Genomic DNA, 17,829 nt, shown 5'->3' on the forward strand with positions numbered 1-17,829 from the left:
GGGCAACATGATTAAACTCTATGGCGTACCCGGCTGGGGATCGGCAATCAGTGAAGTGATGCTGACTCTGGCAGACATCCCTTATCAATTTATCAACGTGGACGGGTTCGACCAGCCCGGCCCGCAGCGTGAGTTGCTGAAAGCACGCAATCCGCTGTGTCAGGTACCCACGCTGGAACTGGAAAACGGGGCGATCATGACCGAAACGGCGGCGATTGCCCTGATGGTACTGGACAGATGTCCCGATCTTGCGCCTGCCGTCGGGCAGGCTGAGCGGCAGCAGTTTCAGCGGTTGCTAATCTGGTTTGTTGCGAACGTTTATCCCACCTTTACCTACGCCGACTACCCCGAACGCTGGGTGCCGGATGCGCCGGAGCAGTTGAAAAACAGCTGTATTGAATACCGAAAATCACTCTATCTGTGGTTTGACAGCCAGCTCAGTGCCACCCCTTTTGCACTCGGGGAACGGCTGACGCTGCTTGACGTCTACATCACGGTTGCACGCACCTGGGGGCCTCGCCATGCATGGTTTGCGGCGAATACGCCGAAGATAACGGCGATTGCGGATACCGTGTGCCAGCTGCCGGAACTGCACAAGGTGTTAAAGGCAAACGAGATAATCTGATAACGTGGAACTCACATTCATAACTGGAAGCCTGCATATGCCACACGTAGATATCAAATGTTTTCCCCGTGATTTGAACGACGACCAAAAAACCGCGCTGGCGGCGGATATTGCCGAGGTGATTACCCGTCATCTGAACAGTAAAGATCGCTCTATTTCGGTCGCCCTGAATGAAGTGCAGGAAGCCGACTGGAAAGCGCAGGTCTGGGATACCGAAATTGAACCCAACCTGGATCACTTAATTAAGAAACCCGGCTATTCAATGTGAGAGAGGGTCGGGCGGCGCGGAGTCGCCCGACACGACACACGCGTTACTTCGTCTGCAGCAATATTGCCATCAGCCCCGGAAAGCGGGCATCAAGATCGTCCCTGCGCAGTGAAATCATATTTTCTCGTCCCTGCGGGCGCTGCCAAATCACGCCGCTGTCGCGCAAGACGCGCCAGTGATGGGTCATCGTCGATTTCACCACCTCGTCCGGGCGCAGCGCGTTACAGCTCAGTTCGCTGCCATCGGCCAGCCTGCGGATAATCGACAGCCGTAGCGGGTTACCGAGGGCAAAAAGCACATTTTCCAGCAGTATTTGTTCAGTTTCAGGGTGGTTCGGGATCATCGTTTTCCTGCGTCTGGTGTCAGATTGAGCTATATCAACAATAGGTCAACCGTAAAAAAATAGTTCGATAATACTCGTACAATAGGACTATTATAGCAAACGAACGAACACGCGACCATCCCGGTCGTCACAACGCAGTCTTAATGACTAAGGAAATATTATGCCCCGACCCATCCCTCTCGAACGTTATCGCAACATCGGTATCTCCGCGCATATCGATGCCGGTAAAACGACCACCACCGAGCGCATCCTGTTTTATACCGGTATGAGCCACAAACTGGGTGAAGTACACGATGGCGCGGCAACTACCGACTGGATGGCACAGGAGCAAGAGCGCGGGATAACCATTACCTCTGCGGCAGTCAGCTGTTTCTGGCCAGGTATGGACCGGGGCTTTGAACCGCACCGGATCAACATTATCGACACCCCGGGCCACGTGGATTTCACCATTGAAGTGGAACGTTCCATGCGTGTACTCGACGGCGCTGTCATGGTGTATGACTCCGTCGGTGGCGTGCAGCCGCAGTCGGAAACCGTCTGGCGTCAGGCGAACAAATATCATGTCCCGCGGCTGGCCTTCGTCAACAAAATGGACCGCCCGGGTGCGGATTTCTTCCGCGTCGTGCGAATGATGCAGGAGCGTCTGAAAGCGAATCCGGTCCCGATTGTTATTCCGGTGGGGGCAGAAGAACACTTCACCGGCGTGGTGGATCTCATCAAAATGCGTACCATTTTGTGGGACGATGCTACCCAGGGCATGGTGTTTACCTATGCTCCTGTGCCGGATGACGTAGTGAGTACTGCGCAGGAATGGCGGGAAAAAATGGTCTCTGCGGCGGCGGAAGCCAGCGATGAGCTGATGGATAAATACCTGGAAACGGGTGATTTAGAGGAAGCGGAAATCATCAGGGGGCTGCGTATGCGGACCATCTCCGGTGAAATCCAGCCGATGCTGTGCGGCAGTGCGTTTAAAAATAAAGGCGTGCAACGCATGCTCGATGCGGTCATTGAACTGATGCCGTCGCCTCTGGACGTGCCCGCCATTGATGGTGTGGATGAGAATGGGCAGCATGCCGAGCGTCATCCAGACGACAACGAGCCGTTCTCCGCGCTGGCCTTTAAACTGATGAGCGACCCGTACGTCGGACAGCTGACCTTTATCCGCGTTTACTCTGGCGTGCTGCGCAAAGGCGACGCGGTGTTCAACCCGGTGAAAGGGAAGAAAGAGCGCATTGGGCGCATCGTGCTGATGCATGCTAACGATCGCCACGAAGTGGATGAGCTGCGCGCGGGCGATATCGCGGCCTGCGTTGGGTTGAAAGATGTGACAACCGGTGACACGCTCACCGACCCGAATGCCGTCATTACGCTGGAACGGATGGAGTTTCCGGACCCGGTTATCTCGCTTGCGATCGAGCCGAAAACCAAAGGCGATCAGGAGAAAATGGGCATTGCATTGCAGCGCCTGGCAGCGGAAGACCCTTCGTTTCGTCTGCACACCGATGAAGAGTCCGGCCAGACAATTATCTCCGGGATGGGTGAGTTACATCTTGAGATTATCGTTGACCGCATGCGGCGTGAGTTCGGCGTTGAGGCGAACATTGGTCGCCCACAGGTCACGTACCGTGAAACCCTGCGTAAAGCGGTGAAGGATATCGAAGGGAAATTTGTCCGACAGTCCGGCGGTAAAGGGCAGTACGGCCATGTGGTGCTCAGTCTGGCGCCGTTAGAGCCCGGCAGTGGTTTTGTGTTTGAAGATGCCACCAAGGGCGGCGTTGTCCCGCGCGAGTATATTCCGTCTGTGGAGAAAGGCCTGCGCGAAGCCATGAACAGCGGTGTCCTGGCGGGGTATCCGGTTGTCGATGTGAAAGCGACCCTGACGTTTGGCTCCTATCACGAGGTCGACTCCTCGGAAATGGCGTTCCGCATGGCGGCGATCCTCGGCTTTAAAGAGGGCGCTCGCAAAGCGGACCCGGTGATTCTTGAACCGGTCATGCATGTCGAGGTGGAAACACCGGAAGAGTACGCCGGCAACATTATGGGCGATCTCTCTTCCCGCCGCGGCATGGTGCAGGGAATGGAAGAGCAGTACGGTAGTCAGATTATTCGCGCGGATGTGCCGCTGGCGGAGATGTTTGGCTATGCCACGACGCTGCGTTCGATGTCGCAAGGCCGCGCGACCTACACAATGGAATTCCATCATTTCGCGGAAGCACCGCGTAATGTTGCGGATGAAATTATTGCACGGCGCGCGAAGTAATTTAAAAGCCCTTTCCCTCGCGGAGAGGGCTTTTTTTATAGGCTATTTTTCCAGCGCCTTTACCATTTTCCCACTGGTCACAAACGTCCCGGCCCCCAGATGATGCAGGGTGTTCAGCTTATCGCCGTCAAACTGCCAGCGTCCGGCGACAAACGCGCGTTCATCTGCGGCTGCCGAAACAACCTCACCAAACAGCGTATCGTATTTTTCTGCGGCTGCGGTAACCGGGAGTAAACGACACTCCATCCACGCCAGGCATTTCTCTTCAATTACCGGCAGGCCGAGTACCGGACCTTGTACAACCGGGATCCCGTAGCAGTTGAACTTGTCTTCGTCGCGCCCGCTCACGCTGCCGACGGCGTAAGTCCAGTTAGCCGCTGCCGCACCGGGGATGACGATGCCGAACTTCCCGCTGCGCTCAATCAGTTCGCGCGACCAGGTGCTTTTGTCCACCACAATTGCGATACGCGGTGGCTCAAACTCCACCGGCATCGACCAGGCCGCGGCCATGACGTTACGACGGTCGATAGACTCATCGCGGCTGGTAATCAGCACCGTAGGACCATGGTTCAGCAGACGGCTGGCATGCTTTAATTCAACGGGACGAAACGCGCTCATGAACATTCCTCGCAGCAGGTATGCTGGCATTAAACGTCTGATGGGTAGCCGAAATCAAGATGCACCCGCAAAAAGCACTTTTGCGCATATGGAGGCCGGAAAATAGTTTATAAACAGGGAACATCACATCATGGAAGCGAATCATGTCCCCATTTCTGAGTGCTTATTTTGCCCGTACGGGCTGGCAACAGCCTGTTCAGGTTGACATCGACACCCTGCGGGCGCTGCATCTACACCACAACTGCGCGATCCCCTTCGAGAATATTGACGTCGTGATGCCGCGCGAAATCCATCTGGAAGATCAGTGCCTGGTCGACAAACTGGTGACGGCGCGTCGTGGAGGCTATTGCTTTGAGCAGAACGGCCTGTTCGAACGCGTTTTGCGTGAAGTGGGCTTTACGGTTCGCAGCGTGCTGGGCCGCGTGGTCTTAGCCAGTCCGCCACAGATGCCGCCGCGTACGCATCGTCTGCTGCTGGTTGAACTCAACGGCGAGCGCTGGATTGCCGACGTCGGTTTTGGCGGACAGACGCTGACGGCGCCGATTCGTTTGCTCGCCAACGAGGTGCAGGAGACACCCCACGGGCTGTACCGTTTGCTGAGCGAGGGCAACGACTGGATCCTGCAGTTCAGCCACCACGATCACTGGCAGTCGATGTACCATTTTGATCTGACAACACAGTATTTCAGCGATTACGTGATGGGCAACTTCTGGTCTGCGCACTGGCCGCAATCCCATTTTCGCCACCATCTGTTGATGTGTCGCCATCTGCCTGACGGCGGAAAGCTGACCCTGACCAACTTTAACTTTACCCACTGGCAGAAGGGGCATGCGGAAGAGCAGGTCCATCTTCCCGACGCGAACGCGCTGTATCAGGTGATGCAGTCACGGTTTGGACTGGGCGTTGACGATCCAAAACACGGGTTTTCGCTGGACGCGCTGACGGCGGTGATGGCCGGGTTTGATACACATCCTCAGGCCGGGAAATAGACCGGTGGCGCTGCGCTCAGGCGTAGCGCCACCCGGTAACACTCAGCGGCGCGATCTCACCACCTGATACCTGCGCGTTAAATACTCCACCGGCGCGCTCCAGACGTGCACCAGTCGGGTGAAGGGGAAGATCAGGAAAATGGTCATGCCCAGCACCAGATGGACACGGAAGATAAACGCCACGCCCGCCAGATGTTCGGACGAGCCACCGCGGAAGGTCACTATCGACTGCGCCCAGTCCACCAGCTTGAGCATCTCGCTGCCGTCGGGATATTTCGCGGAGAACGGAATGGTGGTGAGCCCAAGAATACACTGCACCAGCAAAATGCAGAGGATCAGGATATCTGCCGTGGAGGAGGTCGCCCGGATACGCGGGTTCGTCAGCCGGCGAATCAATAATCCCGCACCGCCCACCAGCGTGAGCACGCCGCAAACGCCGCCCAGAATCATCGCCATCAGCTGCTTCTGCGACATCGGCAGAAACCACGAATAAACCCAGTGCGGCGTCAGCATCCCGAAAAGATGTCCGAAGAAGATCCCCAGGATCCCGATATGGAACAGATTTGACCACAGCACCATGCCGCGCTTATCCAGCATCTGGCTGGAGGAGGCGCGCCAGGTATACTGCCCGTAGTCATAACGCAGCCAGCTTCCCACCAGAAAAACCGTGCCGCACAGATAGGGGTAAATATCGTAGAAAAAGACGTTCAGAAACTGGATCATTTTGGGCCTCCCGCACTGACGTCGACATACTGCGGGGCAACGTCCTGGCTAAAGCGTCGTTGATATTGCTGCATCGGTGAGGTATCACACGATGTGGCGTTGTCCTCGATAAACTTGACCTGTTCCTCTTCCCAGACGGCGTCCAGCGCCTGGCGGGTATCATCCCGTTTCTCGGTGGAAACCTGTTTCGCCACGCTGTCGCTGGTCAGACGCGTGCCTGCGAGCGTCAGGAGCGCATCGAACAGCTGATAATGCGCTACGCCGCGCTGCTTCAGGCGACCGCCAATCAGCGCCAGGATCGGCGCAACGTTTTGTAGCCCTTCGCGGGCCTCGTCGTCGGTGACGAGGCTGAGATACTCCAGGTAGAGCGGCAGATAGTCCGGCAGCTCACGACAGTCCAGCTGCAGGCCGGCTTTTTCGTACTGGCTCATCAGGTCGACCATCGCCTGGCCGCGATCGCGGGATTCAGCATGAACGTGCTCAAACAGCAGCAGCGAGGTCGCACGACCCCGCTCAAACACCTCGCACCATTCGGCCTGCTTATCCAGCAGCTCGGTATCCAGATGCTGGCGGGCAAAGGGCAGTAACGCAGGGAGATTCTGTTCTATCAGGAAAAGTGCTTCCTCGCGATTTTCCCATAATGTTTCATCGGGATACTCAATCAGCAGGGCGATGATTTTGAGGATCTGCATCACTCTCCCTCCCCGTGGTCGCGCACTTCGGTGATGTTGATGGCATCAATGCGGCTACTGTTAAAGAGGTTGAATTTGGTGTCGGAACCGTGGCACCCGTCGCCAAAGGAGAAGCCGCAGCCGTTGCGTTCCGGGAAGGCGTCGCGCGCCATTTCGCGGTGGCTGGTGGGGATCACGAAACGATCTTCGTAGTTGGCAATCGCCAGATAGCGGTACATCTCTTCGACCTGCTCGACGCTAAGGCCCACTTCTTCGATGGCGCGGGTATCGGTCACGCCTTCAACGGTCTGAGAGCGTTTGTAATGACGCATGGCCATCATGCGTTTCAGGGCGCGCAGCACCGGAGCAGGATCGCCCGCGCTGAGCATGTTGGCCAGATACTGCACCGGTATGCGCAGGCTTTCGACCGCCGGTAACACGCCGTCGTTGAGCGGCAGGCCACCCGCGTCTGCGTAAGACTGGATCGGTGACAGCGGCGGAACGTACCAGACCATCGGCAGGGTGCGGTATTCCGGATGCAGCGGCAGGGCCAGCTTCCAGTCCATCGCCATCTTGTAAACCGGGGAACGCTGGGCGGCGTCAATCACGTTCTGCGGAATACCTTGCTTGAAGGCTTCTTCAATGACCGCCGGGTCATGCGGATCAAGGAATACGTCACACTGGCGTTCATAGAGGTCGGTTTCATGTTCGGTGCTGGCCGCTTCTTCAATGCGATCCGCGTCATACAGCAGCACGCCCAGATAGCGAATACGCCCGACGCAGGTCTCCGAACAGACGGTTGGCTGGCCAGACTCAATGCGCGGGTAGCAGAAGATGCATTTCTCCGACTTTCCGCTTTTCCAGTTGAAGTAGATTTTCTTGTACGGGCAACCGCTGATGCACATGCGCCAGCCACGGCATTTGTCCTGGTCAATCAGCACAATGCCGTCTTCTTCACGCTTGTAGATGGCACCGCTCGGGCAGGTGGCCACGCAGCTCGGGTTCAGGCAGTGTTCACACAGGCGCGGCAGGTACATCATGAAGGTGTTTTCAAACTGTCCGTACATCTCCTTCTGGATCTTGTCGAAGTTGCGGTCGCGGGCGCGTTTTTCGAACTCACCGCCAAGCAGTTCTTCCCAGTTCGGGCCGTCAACAATTTTGTCCATCCGTTTGCCGCTAATCAGCGAGCGCGGGCGGGCCGTCGGGAGGTGATCGCCTTGTGGAGCACGGTGCAGATCCTGGTAATCAAACGTGAAGGGCTCGTAGTAATCATCAATGCCGGGCAGGGACGGGTTGGCAAAAATTTTTGACAGCACGCCCACGCGCCCGCCGAGACGCGGCGTCAGCTTGCCGGTGATCCCGCGTACCCAGCCGCCTTGCCACTCCTCCTGATCTTCCCAGTTTTTCGGGTAGCCAATCCCCGGTTTGGTTTCGACGTTGTTGAACCACGCATATTCCATACCTTCACGCCCGGTCCAGACGTTTTTACAGGTGACCGAGCAGGTGTGACAGCCAATGCATTTGTCGAGATTCAGCACCATTCCAACCTGTGAGCGTATTTTCATTTTTTCGCCTCCTGTACCTGATCCCGACCTTCGCCATCCAGCCAGTTAATGTTTTTCATTTTGCGGATCATGATGAACTCGTCGCGGTTAGAGCCGACTGTGCCGTAATAGTTGAAGCTGTACGCCAGCTGGGCGTAGCCGCCAATCATGTGTGTCGGTTTGGGACAGACGCGCGTCACCGAGTTATGGATCCCGCCGCGACGACCGGTGACTTCTGAACCCGGAATATTCAGGATACGTTCCTGCGCGTGGTACATCATGGTCATGCCCGGCGGGACGCGCTGGCTCACCACTGCCCGGGCGGTCAGGGCCCCGTTGGCGTTGAAGGCTTCGATCCAGTCGTTGTCTTCTATGCCTAACTCTCTGGCATCGGTTTCGCTGATCCAGACGATAGGCCCCCCGCGTGACAGCGTCTGCATCAGCAGGTTTTCACTGTAGGTCGAGTGAATGCCCCATTTCTGGTGTGGCGTCAGGAAGTTCAGCGCCTTCTCCGGGAAGCCGTTCGGCGGGATTTCGCGCATATGGCTAACGCTTCGGGTATCAATCGGTGGGCGATAGGCCACCAGACTCTCCCCGAACGCGCGCATCCACGGATGGTCCTGATACAGCTGCTGACGACCGGAAAGGGTGCGCCAGGGAATAAGCTCGTGAACGTTGGTATAACCGGCGTTATAGGAGACATGCTCACTTTCAAGGCCCGACCAGGTGGGGCTGGAGATAATTTTCCGCGGCTGGGCCTGAATATCGCGGAAGCGGATTTTCTCATCTTCTTTGTTCAGCGCCAGATGGGTGTGATCGCGACCGGTCAGTTCGCCCAGCGCTTGCCAGGCTCGCACTGCCACCTGGCCATTCGTTTCAGGGGCGAGGGCGAGGATCACTTCAGAGGCGTCAATCGCCGTTTCAATACGCGGGCGTCCTTTTGCCGGGCCATCAAGCTTGACGTAGTTCAGCTTGCCAAGGAAATCGACCTCGCTCTGGGTATTCCATGAAATGCCTTTCCCGCCGTTGCCGAGTTTGTCCATCAGCGGGCCGAGTGATGTAAAGCGCTCGTAGGTTTCCGGATAATGCCGTTCGACCACCGCAATCGTCGGCGCCGTTTTACCCGGAATGAGATCGCATTCGCCTTTGCGCCAGTCCTGAATATCAAACGGCTGTGACAGTTCCCCCGGGGAGTCGTGCTGCAGCGGCTGCAGTACCACGTCCGTTTCGGTGCCAAGATGGCCGACGCACACCTCTGAGAAAACGTTGGCAATACCTTTGTAGATCTCCCAGTCGCTGCGGGATTCCCAGGCCGGGTCGACGGCAGCTGAAAGCGGATGAATAAACGGATGCATATCCGACGTATTCATGTCGTCTTTTTCATACCATGTCGCGGTGGGCAGCACGATATCGGAGAACAGGCAGGTGCTGGACATGCGGAAATCGAGCGTCACCAGCAGGTCAAGCTTGCCCTCGATGGCCTGAGTTTGCCACTCCACCTCTTCGGGCTTCACGTCATCCGTCGACCCTAAATCCTCGCCCTGGATGCCGCTTTCGGTACCGAGCAGGTATTTGAGCATGTACTCGTGACCTTTCCCCGAAGAGCCGAGCAGGTTAGACCGCCAGACAAACAGATTGCGCGGGTGGTTTTTACCGTTGTCAGGCTGTTCGCAGGCGAAACGTATATCGCCCGATTTTAATGCCTGCACGGTGTACTCCTGCGGGGTCATGCCGGCGGCGTCGGCCCGGGCTTTAATGTGCAACGGATTGAGGTTTAGCTGCGGTGCCGAGGGAAGCCAGCCCATACGCTCTGCCCGGACGTTAAAATCGATCAGGTGACCGGTGAATTTTGTCGCGTCCGCCAGCGGAGAGAGTAACTCCTGCGCGGTCAGTTTCTCATAACGCCACTGGCAGGCGTGGTTGTAGAAGTACGACGTACTGTTCATCTGGCGCGGGGGACGGTTCCAGTCCAGCGCAAACGCCAGCGGCAGCCAGCCGGTTTGCGGACGCAACTTCTCCTGACCCACATAGTGTGACCAGCCGCCGCCGCTTTGACCCACGCAGCCGCAGAACACCAGCATGTTGATCATCCCGCGGTAGTTCATGTCCATGTGGTACCAGTGGTTCACCCCGGCACCGAGGATAATCATCGACCTACCGTGCGTTTTGTGCGCCGTGTCGGCAAACTCACGGGCAATTTTCTCTATCAGGTAAGCAGGAACGCCGGTGATCTGCTCGCCCCAGGCGGGAGTATAAGCTTTGATCTGGTCATAGCTGCCCGCCGCGTTGCTGTCTTCCAGACCACGATCGAGGCCGTAGTTAGCGAGAATCAGATCGTAAACGCTGACCACCCGTTTCTGGCTGCCATCGGCCAGCGTCAGGGTTTTACTCGGTACACGGCGCGTCAGGACCGGCTCCTGCTTGACGCTACGGAAGTGTGGATTTTCATTGCCGCCAAAATAGGGGAATGCCACCTCTGCCACGCTGTCGTGGGTAATCAGCAGTGAGAGGGTGAGCTCAGTTTCATGTTCTGCTGCCAGCGGCGCCAAGTTCCATTTGCCTTTTTCGCCCCAGCGGAAACCAATGGAACCGTTCGGCACCACCAGATCGCCGGCGATATCAAAGGCGACGGTTTTCCACTCAGCATTATTGGCTTCACCCAGCCCGTCCGTGAGATCAGAAGCCCGCAGCATCCGCCCCGGCACCACGCGGCCATCGGCCTGTTCATCCAGCAGCACCAGCATCGGCATGTCGGTGTAGCGGCGACAGTAGTTGAGGAAGTACTCGCTGGGGTTGTCGAGATGGAACTCTTTGAGGATCACGTGGCCCATTGCCATCGCCAGCGCGCTGTCGGTGCCTTGCTTGGGTGCCAGCCACTGATCGCTCAGTTTGGCGACCTCGGAAAAGTCCGGGGTGATGGCCACGGTTTTGGTGCCTTTGTAGCGGACCTCGGTAAAGAAGTGGGCATCTGGCGTACGCGTCTGCGGAACGTTAGACCCCCAGGCAATGATGTAGCTGGAGTTGTACCAGTCTGCGGATTCCGGCACGTCGGTCTGCTCGCCCCACGTCATGGGCGAGGCGGGCGGTAAATCACAATACCAGTCATAAAAGCTGAGACAGGTGCCGCCCAGCAGAGAGAGATAACGCGTCCCGGCGGCATACGAGACCATCGACATTGCCGGAATCGGTGAAAAACCGGCCACGCGATCCGGGCCGTAGTGTTTAATGGTCCAGACGTTGGCGGCAGCAATCAGCTGGTTCAGCTCTTTCCAGCTGGAGCGGATAAATCCGCCGTGTCCGCGAGCCTGCTTGTAGCTCCGGCTCTTCTGCGGATCGTTCTGAATGGCATCCCAGGCCAGCACCGGATCGCTGTGTTGCGCCAGCGCGTCACGCCACAGTTCGATCAGCGTGCGGCGCACCAGCGGGTATTTCAGCCGGTTGGCGCTGTATAGGTACCAGGAATAACTTGCACCGCGCGGGCAGCCGCGCGGCTCGTGGTTAGGCAGGTCGGGGCGGGTACGCGGGTAGTCGGTCTGCTGGGTTTCCCAGGTAACCAGGCCGTTTTTGACGTAGATTTTCCAGCTACAGGAGCCCGTGCAGTTCACGCCGTGGGTGGACCGCACAATCTTGTCGAACTGCCATCGCTGTCGGTAGCTGTCCTCCCAGTCACGGTTGGTGTTGTACACCTGCCCGTGTCCATTGGCGAAGCTGTCGCCTTTTTGTTTGAAATAGCGAAAGCGATCCAACAGTTTACTCATGACATTTCTCCTGCTTCGATAGCCTTTTTGGAGAGGGCTGCCCACTCTCAGGCGAATGTGTAATTGTTATTGTTGTGAAGATTTGCGGCCATAAACCAGCCAGGTCACCAGGACGCAGACGATGTAAAACACGAGGAAAACTTTCATGGCACCCACAGGCGAGCCGGTCATGGCCAGCGACGTGCCGAAGGCTTTCGGAATGAAGAACCCGCCGACGGCACCGATGGCGGAGATAAAGCCCAGCGCTGCCGCGGTTTCGGTGACTGCTTCATGCTGCGCCTGCTCGTCACTTCCCCCTTGTTGCTTCACGCGGGTGAGGGTGATTTGGCGGAAAATGATGGCAATCATCTGAAACGTTGACCCGCTGCCCAGTCCGGCGGTGAGGAACAGGCCCATAAAGACCAGATAGAAGGCGAGAAAACTGCCCGATCCGGAACCGGGAAGCGTCAGGAAAAGCAGGGCGCTGAAAAGCGCCATAAAGACGAAGTTAATCAGGGTGACGCGTACGCCGCCGAGTTTGTCTGAGATCATCCCGCCCGCAGAACGGGCCAGCGCGCCAATCAGTGGACCAAAGAAAGCCAGATGGAGGATATTGACGTCAGGAAACTGGGTTTTCGACAGCATGGCGAAGCCTGCTGAAAAACCGATAAACGAACCGAAGGTTGCCAGGTAGAGGAGGCTCAGGAGCCACAGGTGAAAACGTTTTAACACCGGTAGCTGGCTGGCAATCGTGGCCTTAGAGCTCGCGATGTCATTCATGCCGAAAAACGCCGCAATCGTGGCCAGCAAAAGAAGGGGCGCCCAAATCCACGCGGCATTGGCCAGCCACATCGTTGAGCCGTCATCCTGCGGCACGCCGTTTACGCCGAGAAAGGTGAACATGGGCAGGAAGATCACCAGCGGCGCGACCAGCTGCATTACGCTCACGCCCAAGTTCCCCAGCCCGCCGTTAATCCCCAGGGCGCTACCCTGTTTCGTTTTCGGGAAGAAGAAGCTGATATTGCCCATGCTGGAGGCGAAGTTAGCGCCGGCAAAACCACACAGCAGCGCGATGACGATAAAGATCCAGTAGGGAGTGGCAGTGTCCTGAATCGCGATCCCTAACCAGACGCAGGGAACAATCAGGATCACCGTGCTTAACACCGTCCAGTAGCGTCCACCAAAGAGAGGAACCATAAACGAATAGGGGACGCGCAATATCGCACCGGACAGGGAGGGTAAGGCTGTTAGCATAAAAAGCTGGTCGGTGGAAAAATTAAATCCAACTTTATTCAGATTGACCGCAATGGCACTAAATAACATCCATACGCAAAACGCTAATAACAGGCAAGCCACAGAAATTAAAAGATTTCTTCGGGCAATATGTTTTCCTTTATTTTCCCAGAATTGCGCGTTTTCGGGTTTCCAGTTGCTCAGCAGATAAGGATTATTCTTCTCACTTTGTTGTGACATGTCGCCCTCTTGCTTAACCATAAAAAGAAAAAATGGAGTAAAAACAGGTGGATGTCTGACAGTGTGTTTCTGGAATTATTGGATGGTTTGGGATACATCTGAAAGGATAGATAAAAAAGCGAATCCCTGAGCCGGGAGGGGAAATAAGGGTTCGCTTAATGTGTTACGAATTGTAAGTGAGGGCTGTTAATACTCATAAGTGAGTATTAACACAATTCCAGAGAGATTAATTTATCAAGATGGTTATTAAAGGCAGCGTCGTCCATCTCTGGGATATCTAATATATAAATGCCGTCCAGGCCACACACCAGACCAATTAAACGCCAGGCAATATTTTCTGGCCGATCGCCCGGGGTAAAATCTCCCGCGTCAGTGCCTGCTTTGATAAGGGCGACGGTCTCCTGGTGCCACATCTCCATGGTCAGTACATATGCACCCCTGATGTCCGTATCCCGGCTTGCCAGGATCTGCGCCTCACGCCACAGGCGAATATAGGGCTCAAACCGGCCATCATCGCTGCCGAGCATGGCATGTAGCTGCTGTCGCCAGCTGGCCTGCTTGCCGACCACATCCGCATCCAGCAGTTCACGGATCAACCGCACAAAAGCCAGCGATTTTAGCTCCCCGCCAGAGGTGAAATGATGGTGGACCTGTCCGGTGGCGACGCCAGCTTCGGCGGCAATTCGCCGTACCGTCATTGCGGAAAGTCCGTCAGAGAGCGCCACGCGCATAGCGGCCTGTAAAATCTCTTCCCGCCTTTCATCCTTGCTCAGATATCGCATTTTCACTCACTCTTAATGGGACTGAAACAAGTGTAACAAAAAGCTGGACACTCGTTCAACTTTACGTAGGATCGCAAGCTGGACATGTGTCCATGATTTAAAAGAAAAGGAAATTTATGTTTCGTCAGTGGTTAGCGTTAGTCATTATCGTGCTGGTGTATATCCCGGTGGCGATCGACGCGACGGTACTGCACGTAGCGGCGCCGACGTTGAGTATGACGCTGGGTGCCAGCGGTAACGAATTATTGTGGATCATCGATATATACTCGCTGGTGATGGCGGGGATGGTGCTGCCGATGGGCGCGCTGGGTGACCGCATTGGTTTTAAACGGTTGTTGATAATTGGCAGTACGCTGTTTGGCTTGTCATCGCTGGCAGCCGCGTTTGCGCCTTCAGCAGGATGGCTGATTGCTGCCCGCGCCTCGCTGGCGATTGGGGCGGCGATGATCATCCCGGCCACGCTTGCGGGTATCCGCACGTTATTCGTTAATGCGCGCGATCGCAACATCGCGCTTGGGGTCTGGGCCGCGGTCGGTTCAGGCGGTGCGGCGTTTGGTCCGCTGATTGGCGGTATGTTGCTGGAGCATTTTTACTGGGGATCGGTCTTTTTGATCAACGTGCCGATCGTGGTCATCGTTGTTTCCCTTGCCGCGCGTCTGGTGCCTCGTCAACAGGGACGCCCGGAACAGCCGCTGAATATTGCCCATGCAATCATGCTGATTGTGGCGATATTGCTGCTGGTCTACAGCGCGAAAACCGCGCTCAAAGGGGTGCTTTCTCCCTGGCTGGTGGCAATGACGCTGCTCACCGGAGCGGTGATGCTGATGATCTTTGTGCGGATCCAGCTTCGCGCCCGCGTGCCGATGATCGACATGCGCCTGTTCTGTCATCGCATTATTTTAAGCGGTGTCGTGATGGCGATGACCGCCATGATCGCGCTCGTGGGGTTTGAGCTGTTGATGGCCCAGGAGCTGCAGTTTGTGCATGGCTTTACGCCGTTTGAAGCGGGGATGTTTATGCTGCCGCTGATGGTCGCCAGCGGGTTTAGCGGGCCGATTGCCGGTGTGCTGGTCGGTCGTCTGGGGCTGCGGCTGGTGGCGACAGGCGGAATGGGGCTGAGTGCCGTCAGCTTTATCGGTCTGTCGATGCTCGACTTCAGCACGCAGCACTGGCAGGCATGGAGTCTGATGGTGCTGCTGGGCTTCAGTGCCGCCAGTGCGCTGTTGGCCTCAACCTCGGCAATTATGGCGGCTGCGGCAAAAGAGAAAGCGGCTGCCGCAGGGGCGATTGAAACTATGTCCTATGAGCTGGGCGCAGGGTTGGGTATTGCCATTTTTGGTCTGCTGTTAACCCGCAGCTTCTCGGCGTCAATTGTCCTGCCGCAGGGACTGAGCGCGACGCTGGCCGATAAGGCCTCGTCATCGATTGGCGAAGCGGTAAACGTGGCGCAGAGCCTGACTCCAGGGCTGGCGGAGTCGTTAATTGCGGCGGCAAAAACGGCCTTTATCACGTCACACAGCGTGGCGTTAGGCAGTGCCGGCGCAATGTTACTGGTGCTGGCGGTCGGGATTTGGTTTAGCCTGGCAAACGTACCGAAACAGTAAAAAACAGGCCCGGTGGCGCGATGCTTACCGGGCAACCCTCAGTGTGCGTCATGGGGAGTCAGCAGGCAGCGCTTGTCGTGTGCTTCAATTTCGGTGCCGCTAAAGCGCGCGTATTGCCCGGTCAGGCCGAAGAATGCGGGTTGCGTTTCTGTATAGATTTCAGCGGCAAGTATCAGACGGCGACGTTCGTCTTCGCTCATCTCAAGCTGCGTCCAGGGAATGAAATAGCGCGTCGTTGAGCGTGCGGTCAATGTGAACCACAGCGGGCAACCACATCCGGGACAAAACCAGCGTTCGCCGCGCGCAGATGACGTGAAATGAGAAGGGGCTATCGACTCTTCTTCCACAAGCGGTTGACCCTGCGCTTCCAGATACATGGCCATTCCCCCCGACCATTTCTGGCACTGGGTACAGTGGCAGGCATAGACGTCGAAGTTGTTGAGGGAAACGCTGAATTGGCTCATCCCACACAGGCAGCGTCCTTTGAAAATATGCATGGCGTGCTCCTTTATTACGCCAGTCAAACCGAATAAAAAAAGCCAGCCACGAAGGCTGGCTTTTTTATACTAACAAATCTTAGAACTGGTAGGTCAGACCAACAGCAACGATGTTGTCGGTAGAAACGCCAGCTGCTTTAGTGAAGCTGCTGTCGTCAACCAGGTTGATTTTGTAATCAACGTAGGTAGACATGTTTTTGTTGAAGTAGTAGCTCGCGCCAACGTCAACGTATTCAACCAGATCCTGGTCGCCGTAAGTACCAATGTCTTTACCTTTGGATTTCAGGTAAGCAATGGATGGACGCAGACCGAAGTCGAACTGGTACTGAGCAACCACTTCGAAGTTCTGCGCTTTGTTAGCGATGAAACCGCTACCGAAGTTGGTCATGTTACGGGTTTCAGAGTAGGTGGTTGCCAGGTAGATGTTGTTGGCATCGTATTTCAGACCCGCAGCCCATACTTCCGCGTTTTCGCCGCCTGCATTCAGATTGCTTGCAGCAGCAACCTGACGGTCAGTACGGTCAGATTTCGCGTAGGTAGCACCTACACCGAAGCCTTCGAATTCATAAGTAGAAGACAGACCCCAGCCGTCACCGTTCGCTTCGGTGATGTCGTTACGGTCGTTTTTACCCTGGTACTGAGCAGCCACGTTCAGGCCATCAACCAGACCGAAGAAGTCGGTGTTACGGTAAGTTGCAACGCCAGTCGTACGGCCAGTCATAAAGCCATCAGTCTGAGTCCAGGTATCACCACCGAATTCTGGCAGAACGTCAGTCCATGCGCCGATGTCGTAAGCAACACCGTAGTTACGACCGTAGTCGAAAGAACCGAATTCGTTGAATTTCAGGCCCGCGAATGCCAGACGGGTTTTGTTGCCGTCAGAACCCTGAGATTCAGAGCGGTTGCCTTTGAACTCGTATTCCCACTGGCCGTAACCGGTCATCTGGTCGTTGATCTGAGTTTCACCTTTGAAGCCCAGACGAACATAGGTTTTGTCGCCGTCGTTGCTAGCGTCATCAGAGAAATAGTGCAGACCTGTTACTTTGCCGTACAGATCCAGTTTGTTACCGTCTTTGTTAAAAACTTCAGCCGCGTTTACAACGCCTGCTGCCAACATGGAAGTCACTGCCACTGCAACTAATTTAAGTTTCATCTTAAATATTCCTTATAATTTTCTTCAGTATTTCCTGAGCCACTTTGAACGATTTCTAAACGAGGCTAATCATCAATGGCATGCTATTTTTAAGAATCTTGTAGTAGGGTTTCAATAATAAGTTTCAAAATATTAGCAATAATTTCAATTAGTGTGATCCGGATCGGATAAATTGCGGCTGTAACGAATGAGATGGTGGGGATTTGTGCATTTTTTGATGAATTATTCAACAAAACCATTGGCCGCAATATAGTTTTCGGCCGTTTTAGTTTCTTTTGTTAATTGTCGGTATTTTCTGTCTTTTTGCTCGTTTGATATAAATGTCAGTTGTTTAAAATCAATGGGTTAACTATTCCATTGTACGGGATAATCGTTGTTGGATATGAAACACACAGAAACACACTATTGCACTTTGTGCTATATACATTGTTAATATTCGCAAGGGATTAATAACGTAACGGTGTCAAGTTATGTCAATAAAAGACGACAGGGATTTACGAAAGGGCGGTAATATAAACAGAATCTAAACGGCTTTTCTAACG

Annotated in this window: 15 protein-coding genes; 5 read left to right on the plus strand and 10 right to left on the minus strand. The window is 55.4% G+C overall.

Features of this window, described 5'->3' with window-relative positions; all coding sequences use genetic code 11:
• The first annotated feature begins 7 nt into the window (after positions 1-7).
• Complete coding sequence (locus F8561_RS11420; RefSeq protein WP_014170237.1) at positions 8-625, plus strand: glutathione S-transferase family protein; 618 nt, start codon at positions 8-10, stop codon at positions 623-625.
• Positions 626-662: 37 nt separating this feature from the next.
• Positions 663-893, plus strand: coding sequence for a tautomerase PptA (gene pptA / locus F8561_RS11425; RefSeq protein WP_020884045.1), 231 nt, complete (start codon positions 663-665; stop codon positions 891-893).
• 43 nt (positions 894-936) lie between these two features.
• On the opposite strand, the gene F8561_RS11430 is transcribed toward pptA, so the two are convergent.
• Entirely contained in the window at positions 937-1,236 is a 300-nt protein-coding gene (locus F8561_RS11430; RefSeq protein ID WP_014170235.1) for an ArsR/SmtB family transcription factor, read from the minus strand.
• 160 nt (positions 1,237-1,396) lie between these two features.
• Between F8561_RS11430 and fusA the strand changes: the two genes are divergently transcribed.
• The gene (fusA, locus tag F8561_RS11435) at positions 1,397-3,496 is read left to right on the plus strand and encodes an elongation factor G (protein ID WP_014170234.1); all 2,100 of its coding nucleotides are present in this window, start codon (positions 1,397-1,399) and stop codon (positions 3,494-3,496) included.
• Positions 3,497-3,538: 42 nt separating this feature from the next.
• Here the strand turns inward: fusA and F8561_RS11440 are convergent, their stop codons facing one another.
• Positions 3,539-4,114, minus strand: coding sequence for a flavin reductase family protein (locus F8561_RS11440; protein ID WP_151887462.1), 576 nt, complete (start codon positions 4,112-4,114; stop codon positions 3,539-3,541).
• A gap of 143 nt (positions 4,115-4,257) precedes the next feature.
• Here F8561_RS11440 and nhoA point away from each other — a divergent pair, with 143 nt between their 5' ends.
• Entirely contained in the window at positions 4,258-5,103 is an 846-nt protein-coding gene (nhoA, locus tag F8561_RS11445; protein WP_151887463.1) for an N-hydroxyarylamine O-acetyltransferase, read from the plus strand.
• Between the two features lie 42 nt (positions 5,104-5,145).
• On the opposite strand, the gene narI is transcribed toward nhoA, so the two are convergent.
• The 6 genes from narI to F8561_RS11475 form a co-directional block, all read right to left on the minus strand.
• A complete protein-coding gene (gene narI / locus F8561_RS11450) occupies positions 5,146-5,826 on the minus strand; it encodes a respiratory nitrate reductase subunit gamma (protein WP_044867584.1) in 681 nt (226 codons plus the stop codon).
• Positions 5,823-6,518, minus strand: a complete 696-nt coding sequence (gene narW, locus F8561_RS11455) for a nitrate reductase molybdenum cofactor assembly chaperone (RefSeq protein ID WP_151887464.1) — start codon at positions 6,516-6,518, stop codon at positions 5,823-5,825. The genes narI and narW overlap by 4 nt, the downstream gene beginning before the upstream one ends.
• A complete protein-coding gene (narH, locus tag F8561_RS11460; protein WP_151887465.1) occupies positions 6,518-8,062 on the minus strand; it encodes a nitrate reductase subunit beta in 1,545 nt (514 codons plus the stop codon). The genes narW and narH overlap by 1 nt, the downstream gene beginning before the upstream one ends.
• Complete coding sequence (locus F8561_RS11465; protein WP_151887466.1) at positions 8,059-11,799, minus strand: nitrate reductase subunit alpha; 3,741 nt, start codon at positions 11,797-11,799, stop codon at positions 8,059-8,061. The genes narH and F8561_RS11465 overlap by 4 nt, the downstream gene beginning before the upstream one ends.
• Before the next feature lie 66 nt (positions 11,800-11,865).
• Positions 11,866-13,251 (minus strand): NarK family nitrate/nitrite MFS transporter, encoded by a 1,386-nt coding sequence (locus tag F8561_RS11470; protein WP_025204128.1) that lies wholly within the window; start codon positions 13,249-13,251, stop codon positions 11,866-11,868.
• A gap of 206 nt (positions 13,252-13,457) precedes the next feature.
• The gene (locus F8561_RS11475; protein ID WP_020884053.1) at positions 13,458-14,033 is read right to left on the minus strand and encodes a TetR family transcriptional regulator; all 576 of its coding nucleotides are present in this window, start codon (positions 14,031-14,033) and stop codon (positions 13,458-13,460) included.
• 116 nt (positions 14,034-14,149) lie between these two features.
• On the opposite strand from F8561_RS11475, the gene F8561_RS11480 reads away from it, so the two are divergent.
• Positions 14,150-15,637, plus strand: coding sequence for an MFS transporter (locus F8561_RS11480; protein WP_151887467.1), 1,488 nt, complete (start codon positions 14,150-14,152; stop codon positions 15,635-15,637).
• A gap of 38 nt (positions 15,638-15,675) precedes the next feature.
• Here F8561_RS11480 and F8561_RS11485 read toward each other — a convergent pair whose 3' ends face one another.
• Both F8561_RS11485 and ompC read right to left on the minus strand, forming a co-directional pair.
• Positions 15,676-16,134: a GFA family protein gene (locus F8561_RS11485; protein WP_020884055.1), complete on the minus strand. Its 459-nt coding sequence runs from the start codon at positions 16,132-16,134 to the stop codon at positions 15,676-15,678.
• A gap of 79 nt (positions 16,135-16,213) precedes the next feature.
• A complete protein-coding gene (gene ompC / locus F8561_RS11490; protein ID WP_014170223.1) occupies positions 16,214-17,287 on the minus strand; it encodes a porin OmpC in 1,074 nt (357 codons plus the stop codon).
• Positions 17,288-17,829 lie beyond the last annotated feature (542 nt).

The sequence above is a fragment of the Enterobacter sp. 198 genome, from assembly GCF_009025585.1.
Lineage (GTDB): Bacteria > Pseudomonadota > Gammaproteobacteria > Enterobacterales > Enterobacteriaceae > Enterobacter > Enterobacter ludwigii.

Coding starts and splice junctions, on each gene's coding strand:
- F8561_RS11420 (WP_014170237.1), top strand. CDS start 8: ATGATTAAACTCTATGGCGTACCCGGCTGGGGATCGGCAATCAGTGAA.
- pptA (WP_020884045.1), top strand. CDS start 663: ATGCCACACGTAGATATCAAATGTTTTCCCCGTGATTTGAACGACGAC.
- F8561_RS11430 (WP_014170235.1), bottom strand. CDS start 1,236: ATGATCCCGAACCACCCTGAAACTGAACAAATACTGCTGGAAAATGTG.
- fusA (WP_014170234.1), top strand. CDS start 1,397: ATGCCCCGACCCATCCCTCTCGAACGTTATCGCAACATCGGTATCTCC.
- F8561_RS11440 (WP_151887462.1), bottom strand. CDS start 4,114: ATGAGCGCGTTTCGTCCCGTTGAATTAAAGCATGCCAGCCGTCTGCTG.
- nhoA (WP_151887463.1), top strand. CDS start 4,258: ATGTCCCCATTTCTGAGTGCTTATTTTGCCCGTACGGGCTGGCAACAG.
- narI (WP_044867584.1), bottom strand. CDS start 5,826: ATGATCCAGTTTCTGAACGTCTTTTTCTACGATATTTACCCCTATCTG.
- narW (WP_151887464.1), bottom strand. CDS start 6,518: ATGCAGATCCTCAAAATCATCGCCCTGCTGATTGAGTATCCCGATGAA.
- narH (WP_151887465.1), bottom strand. CDS start 8,062: ATGAAAATACGCTCACAGGTTGGAATGGTGCTGAATCTCGACAAATGC.
- F8561_RS11465 (WP_151887466.1), bottom strand. CDS start 11,799: ATGAGTAAACTGTTGGATCGCTTTCGCTATTTCAAACAAAAAGGCGAC.
- F8561_RS11470 (WP_025204128.1), bottom strand. CDS start 13,251: ATGTCACAACAAAGTGAGAAGAATAATCCTTATCTGCTGAGCAACTGG.
- F8561_RS11475 (WP_020884053.1), bottom strand. CDS start 14,033: ATGCGATATCTGAGCAAGGATGAAAGGCGGGAAGAGATTTTACAGGCC.
- F8561_RS11480 (WP_151887467.1), top strand. CDS start 14,150: ATGTTTCGTCAGTGGTTAGCGTTAGTCATTATCGTGCTGGTGTATATC.
- F8561_RS11485 (WP_020884055.1), bottom strand. CDS start 16,134: ATGCATATTTTCAAAGGACGCTGCCTGTGTGGGATGAGCCAATTCAGC.
- ompC (WP_014170223.1), bottom strand. CDS start 17,287: ATGAAACTTAAATTAGTTGCAGTGGCAGTGACTTCCATGTTGGCAGCA.